26 protein-coding genes are annotated in these 26,015 nt (G+C 40.6%); all 26 read right to left on the minus strand.

Translation table 11 applies throughout. The features are described 5' to 3' along the window. Positions 1–6: 6 nt before the first annotated feature. Positions 7–192, minus strand: a complete 186-nt coding sequence (locus BMX34_RS05465) for a hypothetical protein (protein ID WP_092571645.1) — start codon at positions 190–192, stop codon at positions 7–9. Then, positions 192–893, minus strand: coding sequence for an NAD(P)H-dependent oxidoreductase (locus BMX34_RS05470; RefSeq protein ID WP_159428858.1), 702 nt, complete (start codon positions 891–893; stop codon positions 192–194). The genes BMX34_RS05465 and BMX34_RS05470 overlap by 1 nt, the downstream gene beginning before the upstream one ends. A gap of 1 nt (position 894) precedes the next feature. After that, on the minus strand, positions 895–1,683 hold the full coding sequence (locus tag BMX34_RS05475; RefSeq protein ID WP_092571649.1) for a hypothetical protein: 789 nt from the start codon (positions 1,681–1,683) through the stop codon (positions 895–897). Then, the gene (locus tag BMX34_RS05480; RefSeq protein WP_092571652.1) at positions 1,661–3,094 is read right to left on the minus strand and encodes a sensor histidine kinase; all 1,434 of its coding nucleotides are present in this window, start codon (positions 3,092–3,094) and stop codon (positions 1,661–1,663) included. The genes BMX34_RS05475 and BMX34_RS05480 overlap by 23 nt, the downstream gene beginning before the upstream one ends. Continuing rightward, positions 3,095–3,802 carry a response regulator transcription factor gene (locus BMX34_RS05485; protein ID WP_092571655.1) on the minus strand — a complete coding sequence of 236 codons (708 nt, stop codon included), beginning with the start codon at positions 3,800–3,802 and terminating at the stop codon, positions 3,095–3,097. Between the two features lie 85 nt (positions 3,803–3,887). Continuing rightward, positions 3,888–4,742 carry a helix-turn-helix domain-containing protein gene (locus BMX34_RS05490; protein WP_159428859.1) on the minus strand — a complete coding sequence of 285 codons (855 nt, stop codon included), beginning with the start codon at positions 4,740–4,742 and terminating at the stop codon, positions 3,888–3,890. Between the two features lie 384 nt (positions 4,743–5,126). Then, on the minus strand, positions 5,127–5,267 hold the full coding sequence (locus tag BMX34_RS09735; protein ID WP_159428860.1) for a hypothetical protein: 141 nt from the start codon (positions 5,265–5,267) through the stop codon (positions 5,127–5,129). After that, complete coding sequence (locus tag BMX34_RS05495; protein WP_092571659.1) at positions 5,264–5,704, minus strand: single-stranded DNA-binding protein; 441 nt, start codon at positions 5,702–5,704, stop codon at positions 5,264–5,266. Before BMX34_RS05495 ends, BMX34_RS09735 begins: the two co-directional genes overlap by 4 nt. 61 nt (positions 5,705–5,765) lie before the next feature. Further along, positions 5,766–6,686, minus strand: a complete 921-nt coding sequence (gene whiA / locus BMX34_RS05500) for a DNA-binding protein WhiA (RefSeq protein ID WP_092571748.1) — start codon at positions 6,684–6,686, stop codon at positions 5,766–5,768. A 26-nt stretch (positions 6,687–6,712) separates the two neighbouring features. After that, the gene (locus BMX34_RS05505) at positions 6,713–7,723 is read right to left on the minus strand and encodes a gluconeogenesis factor YvcK family protein (RefSeq protein WP_092571661.1); all 1,011 of its coding nucleotides are present in this window, start codon (positions 7,721–7,723) and stop codon (positions 6,713–6,715) included. Between the two features lie 4 nt (positions 7,724–7,727). Next, entirely contained in the window at positions 7,728–8,600 is an 873-nt protein-coding gene (rapZ, locus tag BMX34_RS05510) for an RNase adapter RapZ (RefSeq protein ID WP_092571663.1), read from the minus strand. A gap of 57 nt (positions 8,601–8,657) precedes the next feature. Beyond that, positions 8,658–10,388 (minus strand): phospho-sugar mutase, encoded by a 1,731-nt coding sequence (locus tag BMX34_RS05515; protein WP_092571665.1) that lies wholly within the window; start codon positions 10,386–10,388, stop codon positions 8,658–8,660. 16 nt (positions 10,389–10,404) lie between these two features. Further along, on the minus strand, positions 10,405–11,355 hold the full coding sequence (gene trxB / locus BMX34_RS05520) for a thioredoxin-disulfide reductase (RefSeq protein WP_092571668.1): 951 nt from the start codon (positions 11,353–11,355) through the stop codon (positions 10,405–10,407). A gap of 28 nt (positions 11,356–11,383) precedes the next feature. Next, complete coding sequence (locus BMX34_RS05525; protein WP_092571670.1) at positions 11,384–12,406, minus strand: NAD(P)H-dependent glycerol-3-phosphate dehydrogenase; 1,023 nt, start codon at positions 12,404–12,406, stop codon at positions 11,384–11,386. A 19-nt stretch (positions 12,407–12,425) separates the two neighbouring features. Next, a complete protein-coding gene (lgt, locus tag BMX34_RS05530) occupies positions 12,426–13,238 on the minus strand; it encodes a prolipoprotein diacylglyceryl transferase (protein ID WP_092571672.1) in 813 nt (270 codons plus the stop codon). Further along, positions 13,235–14,179 (minus strand): HPr(Ser) kinase/phosphatase, encoded by a 945-nt coding sequence (gene hprK, locus BMX34_RS05535; protein WP_092571674.1) that lies wholly within the window; start codon positions 14,177–14,179, stop codon positions 13,235–13,237. The genes lgt and hprK overlap by 4 nt, the downstream gene beginning before the upstream one ends. 216 nt (positions 14,180–14,395) lie before the next feature. Beyond that, positions 14,396–14,704 (minus strand): PspC domain-containing protein, encoded by a 309-nt coding sequence (locus BMX34_RS05540; RefSeq protein ID WP_092571676.1) that lies wholly within the window; start codon positions 14,702–14,704, stop codon positions 14,396–14,398. A gap of 9 nt (positions 14,705–14,713) precedes the next feature. Next, the gene (locus BMX34_RS09930) at positions 14,714–14,887 is read right to left on the minus strand and encodes a PspC domain-containing protein (RefSeq protein WP_092571678.1); all 174 of its coding nucleotides are present in this window, start codon (positions 14,885–14,887) and stop codon (positions 14,714–14,716) included. 4 nt (positions 14,888–14,891) lie between these two features. Further along, complete coding sequence (locus BMX34_RS05550) at positions 14,892–16,526, minus strand: DUF4097 family beta strand repeat-containing protein (protein ID WP_092571680.1); 1,635 nt, start codon at positions 16,524–16,526, stop codon at positions 14,892–14,894. Positions 16,527–16,617: 91 nt separating this feature from the next. Continuing rightward, positions 16,618–19,440, minus strand: coding sequence for an excinuclease ABC subunit UvrA (gene uvrA / locus BMX34_RS05555; protein WP_092571682.1), 2,823 nt, complete (start codon positions 19,438–19,440; stop codon positions 16,618–16,620). A 266-nt stretch (positions 19,441–19,706) separates the two neighbouring features. After that, positions 19,707–20,750 carry a substrate-binding domain-containing protein gene (locus BMX34_RS05560; RefSeq protein ID WP_092571684.1) on the minus strand — a complete coding sequence of 348 codons (1,044 nt, stop codon included), beginning with the start codon at positions 20,748–20,750 and terminating at the stop codon, positions 19,707–19,709. Between the two features lie 265 nt (positions 20,751–21,015). Then, a complete protein-coding gene (gene phoU / locus BMX34_RS05565) occupies positions 21,016–21,675 on the minus strand; it encodes a phosphate signaling complex protein PhoU (protein WP_092571687.1) in 660 nt (219 codons plus the stop codon). Positions 21,676–21,737: 62 nt separating this feature from the next. Continuing rightward, positions 21,738–22,499 (minus strand): phosphate ABC transporter ATP-binding protein PstB, encoded by a 762-nt coding sequence (gene pstB, locus BMX34_RS05570; protein WP_092571689.1) that lies wholly within the window; start codon positions 22,497–22,499, stop codon positions 21,738–21,740. A 2-nt stretch (positions 22,500–22,501) separates the two neighbouring features. After that, a complete protein-coding gene (gene pstA, locus BMX34_RS05575; protein WP_092571691.1) occupies positions 22,502–23,317 on the minus strand; it encodes a phosphate ABC transporter permease PstA in 816 nt (271 codons plus the stop codon). Beyond that, positions 23,317–24,204: a phosphate ABC transporter permease subunit PstC gene (pstC, locus tag BMX34_RS05580; RefSeq protein ID WP_092571693.1), complete on the minus strand. Its 888-nt coding sequence runs from the start codon at positions 24,202–24,204 to the stop codon at positions 23,317–23,319. Before pstC ends, pstA begins: the two co-directional genes overlap by 1 nt. Before the next feature lie 128 nt (positions 24,205–24,332). After that, a complete protein-coding gene (gene pnpS, locus BMX34_RS05585; protein WP_159428861.1) occupies positions 24,333–25,955 on the minus strand; it encodes a two-component system histidine kinase PnpS in 1,623 nt (540 codons plus the stop codon). Positions 25,956–26,015: the final 60 nt, after the last annotated feature.

Below are 26,015 nucleotides of genomic sequence, written 5' to 3' on the forward strand. Positions count from 1 at the left end.
CTGTCATTAGCTTTGTTGATCCCAACGGGTCCGTTGCCATAATTGACCGTCCAATTGGCTTTCCTTAAGTTTTAATCGTTGCACTTGTTCGTGATAAAGCTCTTGAGCCATATACAAGGTAGCCTGCTGTGGATATGTCTGTACTTGATTCATCCATTGATCAATCGAGCGATTCGGCCAAATATCGGTCATTAGACTTCCTCTCCTTCCAACCTATAAAGTTCTTCTAAAAGATCCGCTTGTTGGACTAGCTGTTGATAGAACAAATCTAATTCCAAAGCATCGGTCTCTTGTTCGATGAATCCTTGATCAATCAGCTTGCCAAGCTGACTGAGAATGGTTTGCTGTAAAGCTCGAAAAGAGCCAACCCGGCCGGTTTCTAAATAGGTCACATAGTCGAACATCAAACGCCACTGCTGGGTTGGATTCTTAGCAGCTAGTTGACCAACGGCAAAATAAGGTAAATAGGTCATTTGCCAATAATGAGCGAAGGCTCGATAGGGTGATAATAATTCAGAGAGAGTCGCTCGTTGTCCAGAATCAGTTCGGTAGGCTGAAAGTTTTGTTCCGGATAAGACGACCGTGCCCATTTCTTTACCGACTAATATTGGTCGCCACAAATCAATCTGATAAGCATTGGGAAAAGCTTGATCAAACCAGGCTTTTAGTATTGCTGGAGCTTGGTACCAATACAATTGAAATTGAAAAATAATCCGATCAAATTCCTTTAACCGATTACGCTCAATTTCAGGATCAAATTTCTGCTGCTCTTGATAGTAAGCTCCCAAATCAAAATACGTCACATCGGTCATCGCTTGACCGGTTTGTAAGAGGAATTGATGACTTTGTGAATCATCGACCTCGGGATGACCGATAATAACTAAAGTTCTCAACCTAATCCTCCTCTTTCAAATAATCTTTCAATTGCGGAACTGCCTGGATCAATGCTTCTCGAGCTTCTTCGGGCCAATCTGCCTCCACCTGCTGAACCAGTGTGTTTAAACGCTGATTGACCTGTTTTTGATAATCTGTTTTTTGCGGCTCGCTAGGCAATTCTGCCAGGACAACAAAGATATCATTCAAAGCTTTGGCTAAAATAGACTGATATTCTGGAGTCACCGGTAAATGCTCCAAATCGGCCAGCTCCCGTTCACTACGTCTCAGTAAATCGACTTGATGTTTTGCCTGACTAATTAACTGATTAATTCCCTCTTGAAAAGCATCTGCTTGATGATTGACTGTGTATTGCTGATCAATTTCTTGAACCTCTTCCCAGTTCAACTTATCTTTTAGCTTGCTGTTAACAAAATGGCCTTCTTGATCGACAACTGCTTGTTGGTACATGCCTTGGACTGCTTCGAGACTGGCCATTTTATCTTCATATTTCTGCCAAGCCTGCTGAAGCTCCTGAGCCTTATCCGAATGCTGTTGACTATATTGCTGTATTTTATCCTCGATATGCTGGCGGTCATCTTCACTGAGATCTAGGCGTGGATAGACTTGCTGATCATCTTGATACAATTTATCAACCGCTTCGATTAACTTGGCTTCATTTTGTCGAGCCAATAGAATTTGTTGAGCGGGCCCAGCACTCAAAGAGAAATGATAATAAGCTGCTAAGACCACCAGAACCACGATGGCAGCAACTATAATCGTAAGCCTATGTGCCTTGATGGTCTTCACCTTCTATCTCTTGGTAATGGGGTAGTTGTATAGTAAAGGTTGAGCCTTTGTTTACTTGACTTTCAACCTGAATAGTCCCTTGGTGGGCTTCCACCAAAGATTTAACCACAGAAAGACCAATTCCTGACTCACCGAATTTAGTATTCTTACGTGATTCATCAACCTTATAGAATCGTTCCCAGATACTCTTTAAATTTTCAGGGTCGATACCAATCCCATGGTCGACCACCTGAATTTGAGCGTAATCTTTCTCCATCGTTCCGATCAGTTTAATCTCTTCTTCCTGGGAGAACTGAATGGCATTGGTCAACAGATTAATAATAATCTGCATCAAACGGTCATAATCGGCCCAAAAGACCAAATCTTCATCCGCTTCAATCACAATATAATCAAGGTTTTCTTGAGCCTTAACATTCATCTGTTGTTGAATTTCTTTAAAGAAGGTTTGGCCTTTGATTTTTACTTTCTTGAGGACAAACTGCTGACTGATAATTTTCTCATAATCTAAATGTTCATTAACTAGGCGCGTTAAACGCTGGGTCTCTTTGGCAATTAATTCTAAACTACGTCCCCGTTGCTTGGCTGGAATCATATCATGTTGTAACCCTTCCAGAATACCAGACATGGTCGTCAAAGGGGTCCGCATCTCGTGGGCTACGTCCATCATAAATTGGCGACGCAATGCCTCCTGACGGGCTACCTCTTCATCAGAAGCCAAAAGTGAATCGGCCATCTTCTGGAAATCACGAGCAAGGTCCGAGAACTCATCTCGCCCTTTAACATCGATCTCCAAATCATAGTTCCCCGACGTAATCTCACGAGTGACGACTTGTAATTTCTTAATTTTCCGTGTTTGATAAACGGCTGAAACCATACTCAATATAATCCCAATCGAGCCGGTAATGATGAAAGAAAGAATAATATTCTTACGGATTTCTTGAATTTGGCTTTGTAACTCATTCAAGGGAGCTGCTAAGGAAATAAAGCCACCAGGAAACTGGCCGACATCATGATGGGGTAGATAAACAATCAGAAAGGTCTCCATCTGACCCTGATAGTTCATACGCTCGACGTGACGAAAGCCAAGATATTGTCCTGACTGGATTGCTTCTAAATCTTCTTGAGATAAATTCGCATCAAAGCGTTGATCGTAGGTAGGATAGATGGTTCGTCCATCTTGAAGATAAACTTGAATTAAGATCCCTTCACTGGCCAATAACTGAGTCGTGCGAACCAAATCATTCCGCGAAAAATTATTGTTGACGATATTATCGCCGTAATTTAACAGTTGTTCTTCCAATTTACTGGTTACCTGCTGGGTCATATAAGATTCCATCCGGGTGGAAATAATGGCTAACGTCAGAAAAATTAGAATAAAGAAACTAATGATTTGTTGCCAGAGGAACTTCATCTAGTCTCCTACTTCCTCATACTTATAGCCGACACCCCAGACTGTCTGGATAACCTCTTCGCCGACTTGTTCAATCTTCTGACGTAATTTCTTAATATGAGCATCGACTGTACGTTCATCGCCATAGAAAGGATCTTCCCAAAGACTCGTTAATAAATCTTCACGACTAAAGACCCGCTTAGGATTACTTGCAAACATCACTAATAAATCAAACTCTTTGGGGGTCAAATTCTCAATGGGTTGATCTTGATAATAGGCTTCCCGGGTTTGAGTATTGATCTTAATCACTTTAGTTTGAATATCAAAGGCTTTATCTTCTTTGACCTCATCGACACTATCCATATGAGCCCGTCGATATAATGCCTTAATCCGAGCCAATAAGGTAATCGGGCTGAAAGGCTTAGTCACATAGTCGTCGGCTCCCATTTCGAGTCCAATCACTTGATCACTCTCTGAATCTCGAGCAGTTAGCATAATGATGGGCACTTCTTGGGAGATCTTGCGGATATTTCGACATACCTGCATCCCATCCATGGTCGGAAGATTGAGGTCGAGTATAATCATATCCCACGTCTCCGGGCTGGCCTTGAAAGCAGCTAGTCCTTCCCCACCATCATATTTAAAAGTAGCTTCGAAAGATTCGTTCTCGAAGAACATTGACATCATTTCACTGACAGATTCATTATCTTCAATCATTAGGATTCGCATTTTATCTTCACATCCTTTTTGTCGTTGATTCAATTATACAATAATCAATCATCGGACTCTAGCATGAGAAGAATAAGTCTTGGACTCAACGATCTTTATTTTGCAATAATTCCATCCTTAATTGGGTAAATTCAATGAAAGGTTGCATCAGCTGATTGGGTTTAATTTCCATAAGCAACTTAGTTTTCATCAATGCTTTCTGAGCTAGTTGTAAATTATTCGCTCTTAAATAAATATGGGTCAATAATAAGTGCAGGTGGTCGGCAAAGGTTAAATGATCGTCATGGCTAATGTCCTGAATCGCCATCTGACAATAATACAAAGCCTGATCAATTTTATCTAATTTCAAATAGCAGCGCGACATATTGTATAAGAATTTACGTTTAAGATAGAAGTCCAACGGATTACTATTATAAATAACATACGCTTCCTGAAAATATTCTAAGGCTCTTTGTAGCTTGCCAATTTCGGTGTAGATAGAAGCCAAAGCCACAATTACCTTGAAATGGTGAACCCGGCTTTTCTTACTTTTTAACTGATAGGCTTCTTGTAATAAAGCCAAAGCTTTGTCCGTATTGCCATGTAATTCATATTCAATCACGGCATAGACCCAGCATTTAAATTCCTGGGGATAAGTTAAATTGTTAAAGCCAACTTCACTGAGATACGCTTGCAAACGATCAAACTGACGACGTTGATTTAATTGACGAATTTCTGCTTTAACCGAGTCCAGTAAATACCCTGTGGCAGACTCTCCTAATAATTGTGAGACTGAAATTTCGAATTTATTGGCTAATTTAATCACGATATCAATATCTGGACAAACTAAGCCTTGTTCAATTTTTGAAATCATGCCCTGACTACAGATTCCGTCAGCCAATTCCTTCTGCGACCAATGATAGAATTCTCGATAGCGTTTAATATTATTCAAATACTCCATGCTGTCTCTCCTGCCCATATTCGCTTTCTGTAAATTATTATAGTTAAGCCGAATAATTTCTGCTATCTTTCGTACCCATTTTCCTTATAGAGATTTATTATTATGTATAGGTTTCAGCTTGTATACAGGTCCTAGTCTATTGCCTATAAGTGTATCTTTATGCTTGAAATGGATTCATCGTCGCTGATACAGTGATGATTCTGCCCACTTGAATAAATTTCTTTGATCTGAAATCAGGCTAAAAATCCGTGCCCCTGTAATAAACAAGGACACGGATTTGATCAACAGATCTATTTGCTAAAAACTTCCCATATGAAAAACAACAGTTTGAGATAATCAGCCTAACCGTAGAAAACTGAAAACAACATAATTTGGTCTAATTGCTTAACGGGTAGGAGCTTTCCAAATTACAGGAGGAAGTCCGTCTCCCGGTCCGCCGAGAGCAACCATTTCTGTTTGACCCAATAAGCCCATTAAATTAACTGCTAAGCCAAAAAGTGCCACAAATACTTTTAATTTTTTCATATTTTTACCTCTTCCGCTTTATTTTTTAAGGCGCTAATCACTTTCTGAAATTCTTCGGCTTCCTCACTGGTAAATGTTTCTTCTTCACATAGGTCTGTTGTCATATTCTTAGCTTTATTTACTGGTCCAGCAATCAAGGTTAAACCAGCCACTAAGCATTCTACCACATAAACAGTCTGCTTTTCTTTATTCTCATATTTACGACTTTGCATTCTTCCTGACAGGGCAATTTGATCTCCTTTGTCACAGTATTTGACCAGAATTTCGGCCAAACGATTCCAAACAACAAAAGGGATAAAATCGGTAACCTCTTCCCCGTGCTGATTGCGCAGAGGACGATGGACGGCGATACAATTGTTAACAACACAGAGATTTTCTGCAAGTTCTTTCAATTCTGGTTGACGGACCAAACGGCCGACAAAAACGACTTGATTCAATAAAAAAATCACTCCTTTGTCTTGTTCTATAAAGTAGATACAAGATCTGGAGTGAAATACCTTAAATTTCTTCGGCAATTTTGATAATTTTTCGCAAGCGATGATTCACGCCAGATTTAGAGATCGGGCCGCCTGGCACCCGCTCCCCTAATTCCTTTAAGCTCATATCCGGATTAGCTAAGCGAAATTCAGCCATCACTTGTAATTTATCTGGTAAACTATCCAATCCATAATGCTGTTCGATTAGACGAATGGCTTCTAATTGCTTTTGTGAAGCATCAATCGTCTTGTTCATATTTGCATTTTCCATGTTGACTAAACGATTGACTGAGTTGCGCATATCACGGACGATGCGGATATCTTCGAATTTGAGCACAGCACTCGACGCACCGATAATCGCTAAAAAATCAGAAATCTTCTCGGCTTCCTTGAGATAGGTAATATGCCCATTGCGCCGGTCAATGGTTTTAGCATTTAGATTAAATTGATTCATTAAAGCACAAATATCCAAATTATGGCTATCATAATTGGAATAAATTTCCAGGTGATAGTTGTTAGATTCAGGGTTATTCACCGATCCTCCTGCTAGGAAAGCGCCGCGTAAATATGAACGCATTTTCTGTTCGTCCTCTTTGATACTGAGGGGAATCGCTGTGGAAATTCTTAAACCATCAAAAATTTCTAAGTCTTTCAATAAGTTATCCACATTCTGACGACAACGCACAATATACACATTATTCTTCTTCAATTTCATCTTACGGCGGACAATCAGTTCCGATTCTACCTGATAATTATCCTTTAATAAGGAGAAGATTCTGCGAGCGATCGCCGCATTCTCGCTCTGAACGTTTAGAATAAATCGTTGCTGGTGCAAGCTTACTGCCCCGTTCATGCGTATTAATGCCATCAGTTCTGCCTTGGCATGTTCTGGATGCACCTCTAACAAAGTACATTCTTTCTTAACTTCTGCCGCAAAGGTCATCATAAGCTCACCCTTCTACGCCAACCTTATTGGTGTTTTTTGTTTTTGCCGACGAGTTTTATCCGATCTAAGAGATGATCCAACTCATGGACCACTTCTTCAGTATCATGATAGGCCCCGCCATCTTTCATATTTAAGAAATCACTGGAAATAATATGACAACCTTGGTCCTGCAAGCCTTTAAAATCATGGCGAACTTGTAAGAGATATTCCTGGTTCGGTTGGTGAAGAATGTAATCTTCGGGAACTGGACTGAGGTTGACCAAAACCGTATCGATAAAGTGATCATTTAAATGCTGATGTAAGACCTCGACATGATTCGCATCGGTGAAATTCTCCGTTTCACCTAACTGGGTCATAATATTACAAATATAAACCACTTGAGCTTTCGTTTGGCAAATTGCCTGACCAATTTCATCAATCATTAAATTTGGCAAAATTGATGTATACAAGCTACCAGGCCCCAAGACAATCATATCTGCTTCTAAGATAGCATCAACGACTTGAGGTGAAGCTTTAATCGCCGGATCACCATCGACCGTAGTTACCATCACTTGTTGAATTTTCTTACGATGGCCAGCAATCTTCGATTCACCGATGGCAATCGTCCCATCTTCAAAGAGCGCATTCAAAACTAAGGGTTCCTCCGCCGCTGGCAGAATCTGCCCTTTAATTTCCATCCATTTGGCCAGTGTTTGAATCGCCTCATTCAATGAGCCTTTCATTTCTTTGAGAGCCGCAATAATTAAATTACCAATAGCATGGCCCGCTAAGAAGGCATCTTCACTGTCAAAGCGATATTGAAATAAGTCTAATAAATCCTGATCCCATTGGGACAAGGCCGTCATACAATTACGAATATCTCCGGGAGGCACCACATTAATATAATTCCGCAATGTCCCACTTGATCCACCATCATCGGCTACGGTGACAATGGCAGAAATATCAGCATTCAAATGCTTCAATCCTTTAAGAATCACTGGTAAGCCGGTGCCGCCTCCAATGACTGTGATTTTATATTTATGATTTTGTGTCATAAGATTAGCTCTTTCTTTTCTTAATATCACGATGAATTACTTTAACGTGATATTGATCATTTAACAAATGCTTGGCTGTGCGTTCTGCAATCGCTACGGAACGATGCTGACCACCGGTACAGCCAATCGCAATCGTTACATTGGCCTTGCCCTCGCGCTTATAGCCGGGCAAGCAGTATTCAATCAAATCAATAAATTTATAATAAAAGGTTTGCGTTTCAGGTTGAATCATCACATAATCATAAACTTCATGGTCTTGTCCGGTCTTATCTCTCAATTCATCAATATAATGGGGATTCGGTAAAAAGCGCACATCCATCACGATGTCCGCATCAATCGGCAGACCATATTTAAAACCAAAAGAAACGATATCCACATGAAAGGGTTCAAAACCTTCACTAGCGAAAGATTCCATAATAATGGCTCTGAGTTGGCGAGGGCTCGTTTCTGAGGTGTCTACAATCATCTGGGCACGACTACGAATATCCTTGAGGATTTCGCGTTCCTTGGTAATCCCTTCCAGAATTCGGCCATCCACAGCCAAAGGATGGTGACGACGAGATTCTTTGTAACGCGCAACGAGTGCTTGATCGCTCGCTTCAAGAAACAAAATCCGCGTCGTAATCGCCTGAGTATTGTCCATCTTCTTAATCACATTGTCAATCTCATTAAAAAACTCACGTGTCCGCAAATCAATGACCAGAGCAATCTTGGTAATCTTGCCTGATTCTTTCATTAATTCCCAAAAGGTCGGCAGTAAGCTCGGTGGCATATTATCAATACAATAATAACCTAGGTCTTCAAAACTTTGAACAGCCACTGTCTTACCTGCTCCACTCATGCCGGTAATAATAACCAATTCTAAGGTATCTGTCATGATTAGCCTCTCCTTTAATGAATGTATTATATCATAGTTGTCTAAAGGCGATAAGAATTACTCCAAAGCGGGTTGAATGAGTTGACGAGCGACCTCTGCTAAACGCTTTAATTTATTGAGACTCGCAGTTTGATCATCAGCGACGGCTCCCAGATAAATCTTCATCTTCGGCTCGGTGCCACTCGGTCGAAAAGCTAACCATGACCCATCTTCCAATAAGTATTTAAGTACATTGGCTTTAGGTAAACTCAAAGAAGTGGCCCGTCCTTGTGCATCGATAGCTACCCCTTGTAAATAATCATATCGCGTCTCTACTTGCAAATTGGCAAATTTGTGCTGGCTTTGATCTCTTAAAGCTTGCATAAACTTCTCCATCTTTGCTTGGCCCTTCAATCCTGGAAAGGCAACTGAGATAGTTTTTTCATAGTAATAGCCATAGGATTGATAAATCTCTTCCAGAACTTGCAGTAAATTTCTATCTTGTTCCTTATAATAAGCGGCCATTTCACCAATAAAGAGTAGGGCTTGCAAGGCATCTTTGTCGCGAGTAAATGCTCGCAGTAAATAGCCATAACTTTCTTCAAAACCAAAAATAAAATTAGCCGAGTGTTGACGCTCAAATAAATCAATCTTGTCAGCAATATATTTAAAACCGGTTAAGACATTTTGAACCTGAATCCCGTAAGCCTGACCTAAACGATCAGCAAGGTGGGTCGAAACAATCGACTTAACCACAACACTATTGCTGGTAAGTTGACCTTGGCTAGCTTTCTGTTCCAATAGATAATAGAGCATTAAACTCGCAATTTGATTACCAGTCAGAAAGTGAAATTCTCCCTCATGATCGGCAACCATCAGGCCAAGCCGGTCGGCATCTGGATCCGTCGCTAACAAAATATCAGCGCCATTATCACGACCTAATTGTTCCGCTAAAGTAAAAGCGGCAGGATCTTCCGGATTCGGTAAGCTAACTGTGGGAAAATCACCATCTGGCTGAGTCTGTTCTTCCACGAATTTAACTTGAGAAAAGCCAGCCTGAACCAAAGCCTTCTTAGCTAAATAAGCTCCCGTTCCATGTAAAGGGGTATAGACCAGCTTAAGCTGATCTCCCATCCGTTGTAGCAGATTCTGATCTAAATTAACCGACCTAAGCTGATCTAAATAGGCTTGATCGACTTGGTCGCCGATGATTTCTAAGAGACCTGATGCTATCAACTGATTACGGTCTGCGAGGGAAATCGTTAAGGGATTGTCAATGTTTTGAATAAAGGCCAAAACATCGGCCATGGCTTCTGGAGGCATCTGTCCGCCAAGATGATTATATAATTTATAGCCATTATATTCTGCTGGATTATGACTGGCCGTTATCATAATTCCAGCAAAAGTTTCTAGATACCTAACGGCAAAGGATAAGACAGGGGTTGGCCTTAAGCTTTCATATATATAGGTTTTTATCCCATGATTTCCCAAAACTAAGGCAGCGTGTAGGGCAAAATCTTGAGACTGGTGTCTCGAATCATAAGCAATGACCACCCCTTTTTGTTTAGCTTCTGAGCCCCTGGCTACAATATATTGAGCTAAACCTTCACTCGCTTGACCTACCGTATAAATATTCATCCGGTTAATTCCGGGTCCCATCACGCCGCGCATGCCAGCAGTCCCAAATTCTAATGGCTGAGAAAAGGCCTCTTCTCGTTCTACTAAATCCATTTGACTTAAATCTTGTTTCATCTGCGCATCGAGATTGGGAAACTCTGACCATAACTGAAATGTCTCTTGCCAAGCCATCCTAATATCTTCCCTTCTACAATTCTTCTTGATAGGCTAATGTTTGAATATAATCATAGGCCTTTTGGCCAGCAATACTTCCATCGCCAACCGCTGTTGCTACCTGACGTAGGTTTTTGGCCCGCACATCACCTATGGCATAAATGCCGTCTTGGGCTGTTTGCATCTGATCATCGGTAATAATCCAGCCTTGTTCATCGGTAATGCCTAAGTCTGTGAATAGTTCGCTATTAGGAACCAGTCCGACATAGACAAAAACACCATCAAAGGCTAGGGTAGAGGCTTCATCGGTCTTAACATTGCGAAGTTTAATGCTTTCCACTTGATCTTGACCTTGGATTTCATCGACCACACTGTCCCAAATAAATTTCATTTTAGGATTGGCAAAAGCCCGCTCTTGTAGGATCTTTTGGGCACGCAAGGCATCCCGCCGATGAACTACCGTCACTGAATTAGCAAATTGAGTCAGATAGGTGCCTTCTTCTACGGCAGAGTCGCCACCACCGATTACCATGACATCCTTATCTTTGAAGAAGAAACCATCACAGACTGCACAATATGAGACGCCGCGACCAGCCAACTCTTCCTCACCTGAGACTCCCAGTTTACGATGGGTCGCTCCAGTCGCAATAATTAAGACCGGGGCTTGATATATCTTGTCAGCTAAATAGACTAATTTATTACCATCTTTTATTTCAACCTTATCCACTGCACCATAGACCGTTTCGGCCTTGAAAGCTGAGGCAGATTCAAAGAATTTCATTGCCAATTCAGGTCCCGGAATCTTCCCAAAGCCAGGATAGTTCTCCACGTCAGCTGTATTCATTAATTCACCGCCAGGAACACCCCGTTCAATCATTAGGGTATCTAAGCTAGCCCGTGAAGCATACAAAGCCGCCGTCATGCCTGCTGGTCCAGCACCGATAATGATGACATCTTTTTTTATCATTGTTTGATTTTCTTCCATTTATGTTCTCCTTTATCTTATCCATCGATTAAAAATGATCTAAGCTAGCCTCCTGCTTACCTTCTCGCTCCATTAAGGCGGTTACCGTCTGATCAACATCCGCCCCTTGGTATATTAAGCTATACAAGCCTGCGGTAATTGGCATATCAATCTTTAATTGATTTGAGAGTTCATAAGCAACCTGGCATGTTGAAAATCCTTCTACCACCATATGAACCTCTTGATCAACGGTCTCCCTCTTCTTACCTTGAGCTAATAATACCCCCGCGCGGAAATTCCGTGAATGTTGACTGGTACAAGTAACAATTAAGTCGCCCACGCCACTTAAACCGGCAAAGGTCAGTGGATCGGATCCCATGGCCACGCCTAGACGAGTAATTTCAGCTAAACCGCGTGTAATTAAGGCCGCCCGAGCATTGTCCCCATATTGACGGCCAGCTAATACACCTGATCCAATGGCGATAATATTCTTTAAGGCACCCCCGAGCTCTACTCCTGTTATATCTTGATTAGAGTAAACTCTAAAATACTTATTCATAAAAGTCTCTTGGACCTTTTGAGCTACTTGAAGTGATTCGCTTGCTGCCGTCACCACGGTAATATCATCGCGAGCCACCTCTTCGGCATGAGAAGGCCCTGAAAGTACCGCAATCGGCTGTTCTAGGTATTCACCAAGGACTTGATCTAAGACTTGGCTCATTCTCAAATAAGTCAAGGGTTCAATTCCTTTACTCGCATGGACAATCAGCGGTTGGATTTGCTTGGTTCGAAGAATGGGCAATAAATCCTGTGCAAATCCACGGATAGCTCTGGTCGGTAGAACGATCAATATCATCTCCGCTTGTTCGACCGCCTCCGTTAAGTTAGTAGTCGCCCTTATCTGGGAGTCTAAGATAAGTCCAGGAAGATAAGCTCGATTCGTATGAGTATGATTAATTTCAGCAACGGTCTCAGGATTTCGTCCCCATAAGACGACTTGCTGCTGACTATCATTTAATACCTTGGCCAAGGCAGTCCCCCAAGAACCCGTTCCCATTACAGCCACTTTCATTATTAGCGCCTCCCGTCAATCATAATCGTAAATTTTCTGTGTAATAGCTTTGTCCGTTTTTTCGGCGATATAGGCCGATAACTACGCCAAGGATACATAGGAGAATCGACAGTGCTTGTGAGACTCGAACCGGCCCCCAATATAAACTATCCGTTCGCATGCCTTCAATCAGCGCCCGCCCTAGACCATACCAAACTAAATAAAAGAGGGCCGCTTCTCCTCGTAGCAGAAGCCGGTCACGGTGACGAATACTTATAATCATCATAAAACCAATTAAATTCCAGACCGACTCATAAAGAAACGTGGGATGATGATAGATGCCTGCCACATTCATCTGCTCGATTAACCAGTCAGGTAAGTACAGACGGCTAAGAAATTCGCGCGAAACAGGGCCACCATAGGCTTCCTGATTGACAAAGTTTCCCCAACGACCAATCGCTTGCGCCAGCATCAAAGCTGGCGCGGCTGCATCAAAGACATCAATCAACTGGAGTTGACGGCGTCGACACAGATAAATTAAAGCCAAAGATCCAGCAATGACACCTCCATAAATCGCCATGCCGCCACCACGAATGTTAAATATTTGTAATAAATTCTGGCCATAATAATCCCATCTAAATATGACATAATACACCCTAGCCCCTAGAAAGCCAATCATTATGCCCCAAAAGACAAGATCTAGGATGTCATCTTCTTTCATTCCCATCTTGAAGGCTTCGCGCTTAAATATACGATATGCTAACCAAGCACCCAAACCAATAATCAAGGCGTACCACTGAATTGAGAAATCACCAATTTGAATCGCCGTAGGATTCATCACTAAACTATTCATGGTCGCATCTCCCGATTCTGTTCAATTAGTAAAGACAACCGTTCGTCGAACATTTGTCGCGCATCATGACCTAATTGACTCGCACGGAAATTCATGGCTGCCGACTCGATAATGACTGCTAAATTTCGACCGCTTTTTACTGGGATTCTAATTTTGGGAATATGTACATCTAGAATCGATTCTTGCAAGTGGGCATAGCCTAAACGCTCATATTCATGCTTACCGTCGTCATGGGTCAATTCAATAATCAATTCAAGTTGCTTATTGCGCTTAATAGCAGAAACACCAAAGAGGGTCATCACATCGATAATCCCCAATCCACGAATCTCTAATAAATTTTCTAGAATCTCAGGGGCTTCACCGATTAAAGTCAACTCATCCAACTTATATAAATCGACCCGGTCATCCGCAATCAACCGGTGCCCTCGTTGGATAAGCTCTAGCCCTGTTTCAGATTTCCCAACTCCGGAATCACCGACGAGCATGACACCCATCCCATAGACTTCAACAAAGACTCCATGGTGGGAGACGCGCTCGGCGAGTTGACCTCCTAAATAATTGGTCAGCGTAGCGACCACTCGACTGGTCTGAGACTTAGACGAAATAATCGGCACTCCCCGTTCCATGGCAACGGGCATTAAGGCCCGTGGCACCGGCATATCTCGGGCAATGATAATTGCGGGCGTCTCCGGGGTACAAATTAAATCACAGATTGCTTCACGCTCATGACTGGCTCTTGAATTAATAAAGGACATTTCCGTCCGGCCTAAAAGCTGAATCCGTTGATGAGGATAATAAGGTTTATAACCGGTCAGAATTAAGCCCGGTCGTGACACCTCACTCGAGCTCACTTTTCGATCTTTGAATTTTTCACCATAGACTATTTTGAAGTCTAAAGCTTCGACAATATCAGCAATAGTGACAAAACGTTGGTCGCTCATGGTCAACCTCCTTAGCGAGAATTATTTACACTATGATGTTACCACAATATAAAAGCCATAACCATTTATAAAAAAATTAGCAGTTCAGATTCCGTTTATAAAACTATTCACTCCAAACAAAAACGACGTCAATAGATACCTACCAACGTCGTATATATCATTTTTATGCTAAATAGTTAACACGCTCTGTACTATTGTATATAACTTAGCGACGATTTAAAAGTCGCTCCAGTCATCCTCTTGAGTCTTTGGCGTCACATCTTTGCGCTCTTCTCTTTGGTTGGTTGTATTAAAACCTTTGAACAAGGAATCAAAATGATTGGCTCGTCCTCCCTTGACTTGATAATCATAAGGCAAGAGCACACCAAGCATAATGTATAACCAAAAACCAAAAGAATAAGAGAACAATAATAATAAAGCGATAATGCGGACAATGGTCGGATCAATATTAAAATATTCTGCTAACCCTGAACATACTCCCATGATCATTTTATTAGTAGATGATTTATAAAGTCTTTTCTTCATAATAGCCTCCTAATTCTTCATAAGCAGTGCAATTAATGGGTAAGTCAGTAGCCCAGCACCGGTAAAAGCTAAAATAATCGCAATCATTCGAATCAAGGTAGAATCAACCCCAAAATATTCAGCAAGTCCTCCACAAACACCTAATAGTATACGATCATCTTGCGACAATTGAACGGTCTTCATGGTTTTAAACCTCAGCATCTTTCAGATAAATATCGCCTGAAATCACTTTGGCATCAATCGTAACTAATTGGTCTTGACTGTCTAATTGCCGTTGAATTTCTTGACGAGTATGGGAACCGGTCGATTGGACGGTATCCACACTTGTTAAGCGTTGATGAACTGCCCCGGTTGTTGAAGCGGCGATAACCTGTAAATTAACTTGAGCAGGTTGACTAATTTTAATATCGCCGGTGGTCGTTTGGGCTTGAATCTGACTCGTCGTGGCATCTTTTTTACTTATAAAGATACTACCCGCCGAGGTAGAGAAATTAAGATTCTCAGCGTTTCCAGTTAATCTGATATCACCTGAAAGAGTCTTAGCAACGATATCTTGACTGTCCATATCTGTCAATTTAATATCACCATTTAAGTTCATAACATTGACAAGGGACGCGGTTAATCGAGCTAAGTCAAGATCTCCATTTTTATTTTGAATATCGATTTCTTTCGCTTGAATGTCTTCGATCTGACCATCTCCATTAAACAAACTAATTTGGACTTGATTATAGTCTTTTTCAGGAAGTGATAAGGTCAAATCAGCTGATAAACGCGGTGAATTAACTTGGAAAATTAAACAATCTTCATGGGCATCAATCGTTGAATGGTTGGCAAATTCTTCCGCATCATATTTCTCAAAATTACCATGGAAGCGTAATTCTCCTGCCACGATTACTTTATCAGAGGGCGCTTTTTCAACTTTTAATGAGCCATTATTTAGCTTAAATTGGATATTTTTTAGGTCTTCTCCAGCAAACTCGAAACGATGTTGCAAGGTTTGACTTTTAATCCAAGGCACTTCAAAGGAAAGATTGATATCTTTACGGTCAAAATTCTTGAAGATTTCTTTAAATTGTTGACCAAGGCCTTGGCTAACTTGTTTACCACTGCGAATAGCATCATCTGCTAGCCTAGCCGTAAACCGACTGAAATCATCGGCCTTAGCTTTCAGATATTCTCTGTTTTGTTCGGAAAATGGTTGACTTGATTCATTCATCGTCTGCGCTTTTTGTGCATAAAGTTGACCTAATGAATCTGATAAATTCTTTATGTCTTCTTCTAAGGTTTCTTTCTCCGATAAGAGATCACTCTTCTGAACTTGCATTTCTTCAGTTAAATCATCTAACTCTTCAAAAATTTCTAACTCCCGCAGACGCTGTTGATTAATTAACTGCTTCTCTTTCTTAGCGTCAACTTGAGCCAACAATTCAGCAATCTCTTGGTCAAGTGCTTGGTGATCTGCTTCCTTCATTGTTGGTTCGGCTTGGCGCCAACGTGCTTCTTCAGCAGCCTGGTCTTCTTTAAATTCTTCAGCGTAGTAGTTAGGCTGATCAGTATCTTTTGCCTGGTCTTCAGTCAAAGATTTTTTGAGATAATCAGCAACTTTATGACCAACCTGTGAGCCAGTTTCTAAGACATTATCGACAAATTTGTCAATTTGATCATTTCGAGAATGTTTGTTTAAGGGTTTGTGTAATGGGTCTTCCTTCAATGATGGGTTCTGAGCATCTGAATTACCGACAGCTTCTAATAAGGTTAAGGCTTCTTCAAGGGTAATGACATTTTGACGAACTAACTCCATGATCCGTTCTTTCTCGTTCATAGTAGACCTCCTTTAAATTTCATCCTATATTGTCTACATTCATATTATGCCAAGAAAGGAAGCGAATCTCATAGGCCTTGGGTCTGATTTATTAATCTTTCAGAATATCAACCAGATATTGTCCAGTATAAGATTTAGCAACTTGCGCTACTTCTTCAGGCGTGCCAGTGGCTATGATCTCTCCACCAGCCACCCCACCTTCGGGTCCTAAGTCGATTAAATAATCCGCTGTTTTAATGACATCTAGATTGTGTTCAATAACTACAACCGTATTTCCCGCTTCGACCAACCGATCCAGAACCTTTAATAACTTCTTAATATCATGCGCATGCAGACCAGTGGTAGGCTCATCTAAGATATAGAAAGTATCCCCTGTGGCCACTCTTTGCAGTTCAGAAGCTAATTTCATCCGTTGGGCCTCTCCACCAGAAAGTGTGGTCGCGGACTGACCTAATCGAACATAGCCTAGACCGACATCAATCAATGTTTGTAATTTACGATGGATTTTAGGAATTGCTTCAAAGAATTCCAAGGCTTCATCAATCGTCATATCTAAGACTTGAGAAATATTCTTGCCTTTATATTCAATTTCTAAGGTTTCTGAATTATAGCGGCGGCCATGGCAGACCTCACAAGGTACTTCAATATTTGGTAAGAAGTTCATCTCGATTTCTTTAATTCCAGCTCCTTTACAGGCCTCACAACGTCCTCCCTTGACATTAAAACTAAAACGTCCCTTATCATAACCTCTTTGTTTAGCTCCATTCGTCTTAGCGAACAAATCACGAATATCGTCAAATACTCCGGTGTAGGTGGCTGGATTAGAGCGCGGGGTCCGACCGATTGGGCTTTGGTCAATATCAATGACCTTATCCAAGCCTTCCCAACCGGTAATATCTTTGAATTTTCCGGGTTTCTCTTTCGTTGAAGTAGTCCGTTTTATTAAAGCAATCTTTAAGATGCGATTCACTAAACTTGATTTACCCGATCCTGAAACACCCGTTACGACCGTAAACCTACCCAAAGGGAAAGCTATATCAACATTCTTCAAGTTATTCTCACTGGCTCCGGTAATCTTCACCCAGCCTTGATCTTCACTCCGTCGTTCTTTCGGAACGGGGATTGATAATTTACCCGATAAGTATTGACCTGTTAAGGATTGCTTGTTTCGCATCACCTGTTTAGGGGTTCCTTGCGCGACGATTTCGCCACCCTTCTCACCGGCACCCGGACCAATATCAATAATATAATCCGCGTCCAGCATTGTTTCTTCATCATGCTCAACGACAATTAATGAATTCCCCAGATCACGCATTTGTTTCAAGGAATTAATTAATTTACGATTATCTCGTTGATGAAGACCAATCGAAGGTTCATCTAAGACGTACATTACTCCACTCAGGTTCGATCCAATTTGAGTAGCTAAGCGAATCCGTTGTGCTTCTCCACCAGACAAGGTCCCCGCCATGCGACTCAAGTTTAAGTAATTCAGTCCCACATTATTTAAGAAAGTTAGACGATCATTAATCTCCTTGAGAATCGGTTTAGCAATCATGGCCTTCTCTTCGCCAAATTTCAATTGATCGAAATGCTTCAACGCATCTTCAATTGATAATTCGGACACTTCGGCAATATTCTTGTCACCAACTTTGACTGAGAGCGCCATTGGATTCAACCGTTGCCCTTTACATACCGGACATACCAATTCATGCATATAGTCACGCATCGATTCGCGAACATATTCGGAAGAAGTTTGATGATAACGTCGTTCTATATTATTCATAACGCCTTCGAATTTACTGTCGACCGTCTTTTGTCCGCCCCCATGTAAGGGTTTATACGTGAATTTAAAGCGGATTTGCTCTGAACCGTATTTCAGCAAATCTTGTTGCCGTTTTGATAGATCCTTATAAGGAATATCCAGCGGTATATTTTGTGAACTGGCGAATTGTTCTAGCATTGAAGAATAATAGGCTGAGTTGTTGGGGCTCCAAGGATGAAAGGCTCCTTCCATTAAAGATAAGGACTCGTCCGGAATAACCAATTCTTCATCCACAGAAAGTTTAAAACCAATTCCATCACAGGCTGGACAAGCTCCATAAGGCGCATTAAACGAGAATAGGCGCGGTTGCAACTCATCAACGGTGAAATCACAGTAGGGACAAGCAAAATGTTCATTAAAGAATAAATCTTCACCACCGATCACATTAATAATCACATAACCTTGTGAATAATTCAGGGCTACTTCCACTGAATCAAAGACACGACCGCGGATGCCTTCTTTCATCACTAGCCGGTCTACAACCACTTCTATTGTGTGTTTCTTAGTCTTGGTCAACTCAGGTACTTCAGTCACGTCATATATTTCATCATCGACGCGGACCCGAACATAACCATCCTTAATAATCTGTTCAAAAATTTTCTTATGTTGGCCCTTTTGATCACGAATTAGTGGGCTTAATATTTGTATCTTCGTCCGTTCAGGGAGGGTCATAATTTGATTAACCATTTGTTCAGGTGATTGCTTTTCAATTGGAATATGGTGGTTAGGACAATAAGGGACGCCAGTTCGCGCATAAAGTAAACGCAGATAATCATTAATCTCAGTTGCTGTCCCGACCGTCGATCGTGGATTATGACTGGTTGTCTTTTGGTCAATCGAAATAGCTGGTGAGAGACCTTCAATAGAATCAACATCCGGCTTATCCATCTGACCTAGGAATTGTCGCGCATAAGCAGATAAGCTCTCAACGTAACGCCGTTGACCTTCGGCATAGAGGGTTTGAAAGGCTAAAGAGGATTTACCTGACCCTGATAGTCCAGTCATCACTACAAGTTTATTTTTAGGAATTTCAATATTTATGTTTTTTAGATTGTGGGTTCGAGCCCCACGAACAGTTATTTTGTCATGCATATCCAGTATTCTCCTATAATTATTCGTTACTGTCCTATTATAACATAATCCATGATTTCAGCGAAACATATGTTCGTATGCATATTGGATAAAATTTCTAGCAATCAGATCCATCCCTGTGATCTAGGGGTTGCAATCAAAAGACCGACAAACTTTGAAAAAGACATGAACGATTTAAGTTTTTAATCGCAGAAGTTTATTAAATTAGGCCAAAATAAAAAACCCTCGCCTGAGCAAGGGTTTTGGAGAAAACATTCAAACCTTAACTATTTAACAGCATCTTCCCAAGTAGTGATTTCACCAAGGTAGATTTTCTTGATGTTTTCCATTGAAAGTTCTTCAACTTTAGATTCTTTGTTAACGATAACAGCGATACCATCCATAGCGATTGCATCGAAGTCTAATTTTTCTTTTTCTTCATCTTTAAGTTCACGTGAAGCCATACCTAAGTCAGCAGTTCCATCTTGAGCAGCTGTCATACCAGCAGAAGAACCGTTAGAAGTAACGTTGATGGTTACGCCAGAGTTTAATTCCATGTATTTTTCAGCTAATTTTTCCATTACAGGAGATACAGAAGTAGATCCAACAACTTCGATTGTTCCTTCTAAACCTTCTTTAGCTTCATAAGCAGGAAGTTCTGCAGCAGCTTCACCTTCTGCTTCGGTTTCTTCAGCAGCTGATTCTTCGCCTTCAGCTTCAGTTTCTTCGGCAGCTGATTCTTCACCTTCTGCTTCAGTTTCTTCAGCAGCTGATTCAGCTTCGGTTTCTTCGGCTTTAGTTTCTTCAGCTTCTGTTTCTTCGGCAGCTGATTCTTCACCTTCAGCAGCCTTAGGAGTTACTTGGATGTATCCTTCTTCTTCAACGATTGCTTGTCCATCAGCAGAATGAATGAATGATAAGAAATCTTTAGTTACTTCAGTCATTTCAGAATCTTTAGACCAAGCTACGTTAAATGGACGAGCGATTGGGTATTCACCAGCTTTGATAGTGTCAGCACTTGGTTCAACGCCGTCAACTTTAACAGCTTTTACAGAGTCATCTAAAGAACCTAAAGAGATGTATCCAATTGCTTGAGCATCTTGAGCAACTGTTTGCATTACACCGTTAGTTCCGTTTTGGATAGCCGCAGTTTCTACTGTCATGTCGTCGTCATTTTCATTCACAACACCAACGATTTCAACGAAAGCTGAACGAGTTCCTGAACCATCTTCACGAGATACTACGTTAATAGTTCCTTCTTGAGCAAAAACAGGAGCTACAATAGATGCTGCTAAACCGAACACAGACAATAAAGGTAATGTTTTTTTCATTAAAATTCTCCTTTTATAAATGATCTTTAAACATTGCGACAATTCTAATCTCTTGTTTGATAGGCTTTCACTATCAGACACGTCTATTATAACACCCGAATGTAAATTTAATGTAAAGATTAGGTAAAGATTATGTATAGCTATTCTGATTTTTAATCTTATTCTCATGATTTTCTTCGCTATTTTTCCCAAATGAAAACATTTAAAAAACCACAAACTCCGCTAATCGAAGTTTGTGGTTCTGTCATTAAAATAATTTTAGTTGTTAATCGTTTAGTTCATGCATCTTGCCAGTTGTTAAGTAAAGGATGCGTTCGCAAATGTTGGTCGTGTAATCGCCGATTCTTTCAATCGATTTACCAATATTTAAGTAACCAATCCCATAATTTACTATATCCGGATTATTCCGCATACCTTTAGCTGCTTGATGGAATAATTGTTTTAAGAGCGCATCCACTTCGTCATCACGCTTAGCAATTTCAGTAACGCCTTCATCAGACTTGTTCATAAAGGCTTGGAGAATATCAGCAAGCATTCCCTGTGCAAGTTCAGCCATCTGATTCAAGGTTTCACGCATTTCTTCTTCACCAGGGTCTTCTCCCTTAGCTCGCTTGACTGATTTAGCAATGGCCGCCGCATGGTCAGCAATTCTTTCGAGATCGTTGCTGGCTAATAGAATGGTAAAGATTTTGCGCAAATCATCAGTTACCGGAGCTTGTAGGGCAATCAAACGGTAAGCTTCTGCTTCAATTTCTACAGACAGATTGTTGATATTCACGTCGTTATCTATAACTTCCTCAGCTAAGACTTTGTCTAGGGTATTGTATGATTGAATGGATTTATGAAACGCTTCATTAGCTATGTTACCTAAATGTACCAGTTTATCGTAGAATTCATTTAATTGGTTATCAAACTGTTCTCTCATTTATGGTGCCTCCTTTTAAAAATCTAGCGAGAAATATACTTAATTAAATATTATATTAGAAATTAACCGAAGCGTCCAGAAACATAATCATTGGTCCGTTGGTCGACAGGATGGCTAAATACTGTTTCAGTATCATTAAATTCGATCACTTCACCTGTTAAGAAGAAGGCAGTCTTATCAGAAATCCGAGCCGCTTGTTGCATATTATGCGTTACAATCACGACGGTATATTTCTCTTTTAATTCATGAACCAAGTCTTCAATTTTATTGGTGGAAATTGGGTCTAAAGCTGAAGTAGGTTCGTCCATTAAAAGCACTTCTGGGTCATTAGCAATGGCCCGAGCAATACAAATCCGTTGTTGTTGTCCCCCAGAAACAGAAGTCGCATTTTGGTCTAATTTATCTTTGACTTCATCCCAGATGGCAGCGCCTTTTAGACTTTCTTCGACAATATGGTCTAATTGAGATTTATCTTTGATACCGTGAGTCCGAGGTCCATAGGCAATGTTGTCATAAATTGATTTAGGGAATGGATTCGGATGTTGGAAGACCATCCCAACGCGTTTACGTAAGATATTCACATCATAGCCCTTACTATAAATATCTTGACCATCAAGGGTGATTAAACCATCAACTCGGGCTCCGGAAACCAAATCTTGCATCCGATTCAAAGTCTTCAAGAAGGTCGATTTTCCACAACCAGATGGGCCGATAAAGGCTGTTACCAAGTGTTCTTCAATATCCATATTAATATTCTTCAAAGCATGGAAGTCTGAATAATAGAAATCTAAATCTTTAATTTGAAATTTAATTTTATTGGTCATATTTATTTTCCTCCGCTTGATAATTTACGACTAAGTAGCGTAGACAGACTATTAATTAACAAGACGATAAAGATTAACACCGTTGCCGTTGCATAAGCTTCCTTAACGTGGAAACCTTCCGAACTTAAGACATACATGTGCACGGCCAAAGTCCGACCTGAACCCATAAAGCCTTTGAACATGTTGGTAGCAGATCCTAAGGTAAAGAGTAAGGCAGCAGATTCACCAACAATCCGGCCGATTGCTAAGATAATCCCTGATAGGATCCCGGGCATTGCTACTGGTAACACAACGGTAAAGATCGTTCTAAGCTTACCAGCACCCAAGCCCAAGCTGGCCATCCGTAGAGAGTCATCCACTGAGCGCAAGGCTTCTTCCGTAGAGGAAATAATAATCGGTAAAATCATGATTGTAATCGTAAAAATCCCTGCTAAGTGAGAATAACCCCATTTCAATTCAATAACGAAGAGAAGCATCCCGAACAAACCATACACGATAGAAGGAACAGCTGCTAGGGTATCCGTAGCCAAGCGAATAATAGGTAGAAGTTTGCTGTCACGGTCTGCATACTCCACTAAATAGAAAGAGGTAAATACACCCACAGGTGCGGCGATTAATAAAGATAGGAGAATGATAATGATGGTTGAAATAATTGCTGGCATCATCGACACGTTGGAAGTGGTATAGTGCCAAGCAAATAATTCAGGTTTTAAGGATGGAATCCCGTTCCAAAAGATAAAGCCAACCAAGAATAAAAGCATGGAGATGGTAAAAATAGCTGCAATCCAGACTAGACCTTTAATAATCTTAGCACTCATTAATACTTATCTCCTTTCGACTTCACAACCATAAAGACTGAGTTAATAATCAGGATAAAGACAAAGAGAACGACTGAGGTCGCAATTAAGGACTCTCTATGTCTTCCAGCAGCATAGGCCATTTCCAAGACGATATTTGTCGTCAAGGTCCGAGTTCCATGGTTCAGAGCTTGAGGAATCATTGCTTGGTTCCCTGCTACCAAAATAACCGCCATCGTTTCACCGATAGCCCGACCAATCCCTAGAATAATTGAAGAGAAAATTCCAGAAGTAGCTGCCGGTACAACGACATTCATGACTGAACGTTCGTGAGTAGCTCCCAGACCAATACTCGCATCATAGAATGACTTTGGTACAGCATTCAAACTAGCTTCAGATAAACCAATAATGGTTGGTAGGATCATAATTCCCAATAAAAGTGAAGCTGTAAAGACGTTCATCCCTGTATTACCTCGTTCAGTAAGATGCAGTGTCTGCATCAAATCGCGAGACCAAGGTACCAAAATTAATAGACCAAAGAAACCATAAACGATGGATGGAATAGCTGCCATCAAGTTGATCGCCGGTTTCAACCAACGATATAAAAACTTAGGACAGAAGAAAGCTAGAAAAATAGCTGTTAATACACCAATCGGTACCCCGATAATGATCGCCCCAAAGGTAACCAAGATCGAACCCATAATCATCGGGAAGATTCCAAACTGAGGATTCGAAGCGGTTGGTTTCCAAGAGGTTCCCAAGACGAAGTTGCCTACACCTTCTTCCAATATAAAAGGAAGACCTCCCTTAAAAATGAAATAAAAGATGAGGATTATCGAAACAATCGATAATAGCGCACAAACCATGAAGACATATTTCATGAATGTCTCACTAAAATTTCGTTGCATAAACATTCTCCTTAACACATAATAAAATATTCCTGACAATTGCAACTAAATAACTACCACCATTGTACTCCTAAAAGAGCCTTTATATTGTAAAGATTATGTAAAGATTACCATGAATGATTGCTCTTTTATTTACCATCCAACGGTAAAGTCAGCGAAAACTGAGTCCCTTGATCTGGTTCACTGACTAATTCTATACTTCCCTCAAGCAAATTGACTAAATTCTTAACAATCGATAAACCTAGACCGGTACCGCCAGAATTTCGGCTTCGTCCTTTATCTACTCGATAAAAACGTTCAAAAATTCTTTTCTGATCTTCATAAGGAATGCCAACCCCATTATCCTTTATAGAGAAATAAACATGACTCATATCTTGATGGACTCGAATTTCAATCTGTTTACCCAGACCCGAATAAGTAATCGCATTATCCAGAAGATTAATCAAAATTTGTTTAATCCGGCCTGAATCGGAATGCATTATAATTTGTGGTTGACCGTAATAAGTATGAATCTGAATGTTTCTCACCTTCGCTTTAACACTCAAGAATTCAATAATATCTTCCACTGACTGAATCACATCAAAGGCTTCATGATGAAGTGGCTCGGACCTTTTCTCAACCCGTGATAATTCTAAAATATCATGGATCAGTTTTTCCAAACGCACACTCTCATTGGCAATAATCTTAACAAATTTCTCTGCCATTTCAGGTTGTTTTAAGGCCCCATCCTGCAGCGTTTCAGCAAATCCTTTGATCGCCGTCACTGGGGTGCGTAATTCGTGCGACGCATTCGCCACAAATTCACTCCGAATGGTCTCTAATTTAATAATTTTGGAAATATCATATAGCAAGACCAGAACCGACTGGCCCGTCTTTTGAAATTGATTCAAATCATCGAAGGGAATGATATTGACATCGATATATTTCTGTTTCGGCAGGAAGATTTCAATTTCATCGCTTAAACCTTTGGATTCTTCAATGACCCGCGAGATCATATCCACCAAAACATAACTTTGAATCGTTGTTTCATAAGTTCGACCGATGGTTGACTGATCAAATTGTAATAGATTCTGCGCTTCCGGATTAAACAGTTCAATCCGGTGATCAGGGCTAATTAAGACCACACCTAAGTTCAGATGGTCTAATAATATTGAAAGACGCTGTTCACTGGAGACCAAATCCTTCCGACTCTCGACCAACTTGTCTTTCAAACTAGTCACCGTGCGGCCAAGATGATCCACATCTTTAAATTGGGTTCCATAATATTCAAAAGTAAAATCATCTTCCAAGACACGTTGCAAACCTTCGTCAATTACCCTAATGGGCTTAGCAATGTAAACCAGAATGATACGATAGGCTAAATAAAGCAGGAAGAGAAACAGAATAATGATCCCTAACCAGACTGAGGCCGTTCCAACCCGTAAATCATCAAACAAAGCCTTGGGGTAATGTTCAACAAACCAATAATTTCCCGATCCCTGTTTAATTTGATTGGCAATCCAATATCCCGAGGCACTCTTACCATATTCAGAGGTCTCACTTGAAACCCTTAAACTCTGAATAATCGCATCCAACTCATCTGCCTGCTCAAAATTCTGCCAATAAATCTTTAAACGCGGGCTGGGTCGGATCAAGGCTAGTTTAGTCCCTGAAGTATAGAGGGATTGAATTTCTTTAATATCATGTTGATCAAGCGTATCTATATCAATCTCTTGAATAAAACTAGAGAACGCGTTACTTTGGGTAACCATTACTTGACTAATTAATCGATTAATTTGAAAATTTAAAAAAACAGCCACTAAAACTATAAA

This window comes from Ignavigranum ruoffiae (genome assembly GCF_900110675.1).
Lineage (GTDB): Bacteria > Bacillota > Bacilli > Lactobacillales > Aerococcaceae > Ignavigranum > Ignavigranum ruoffiae.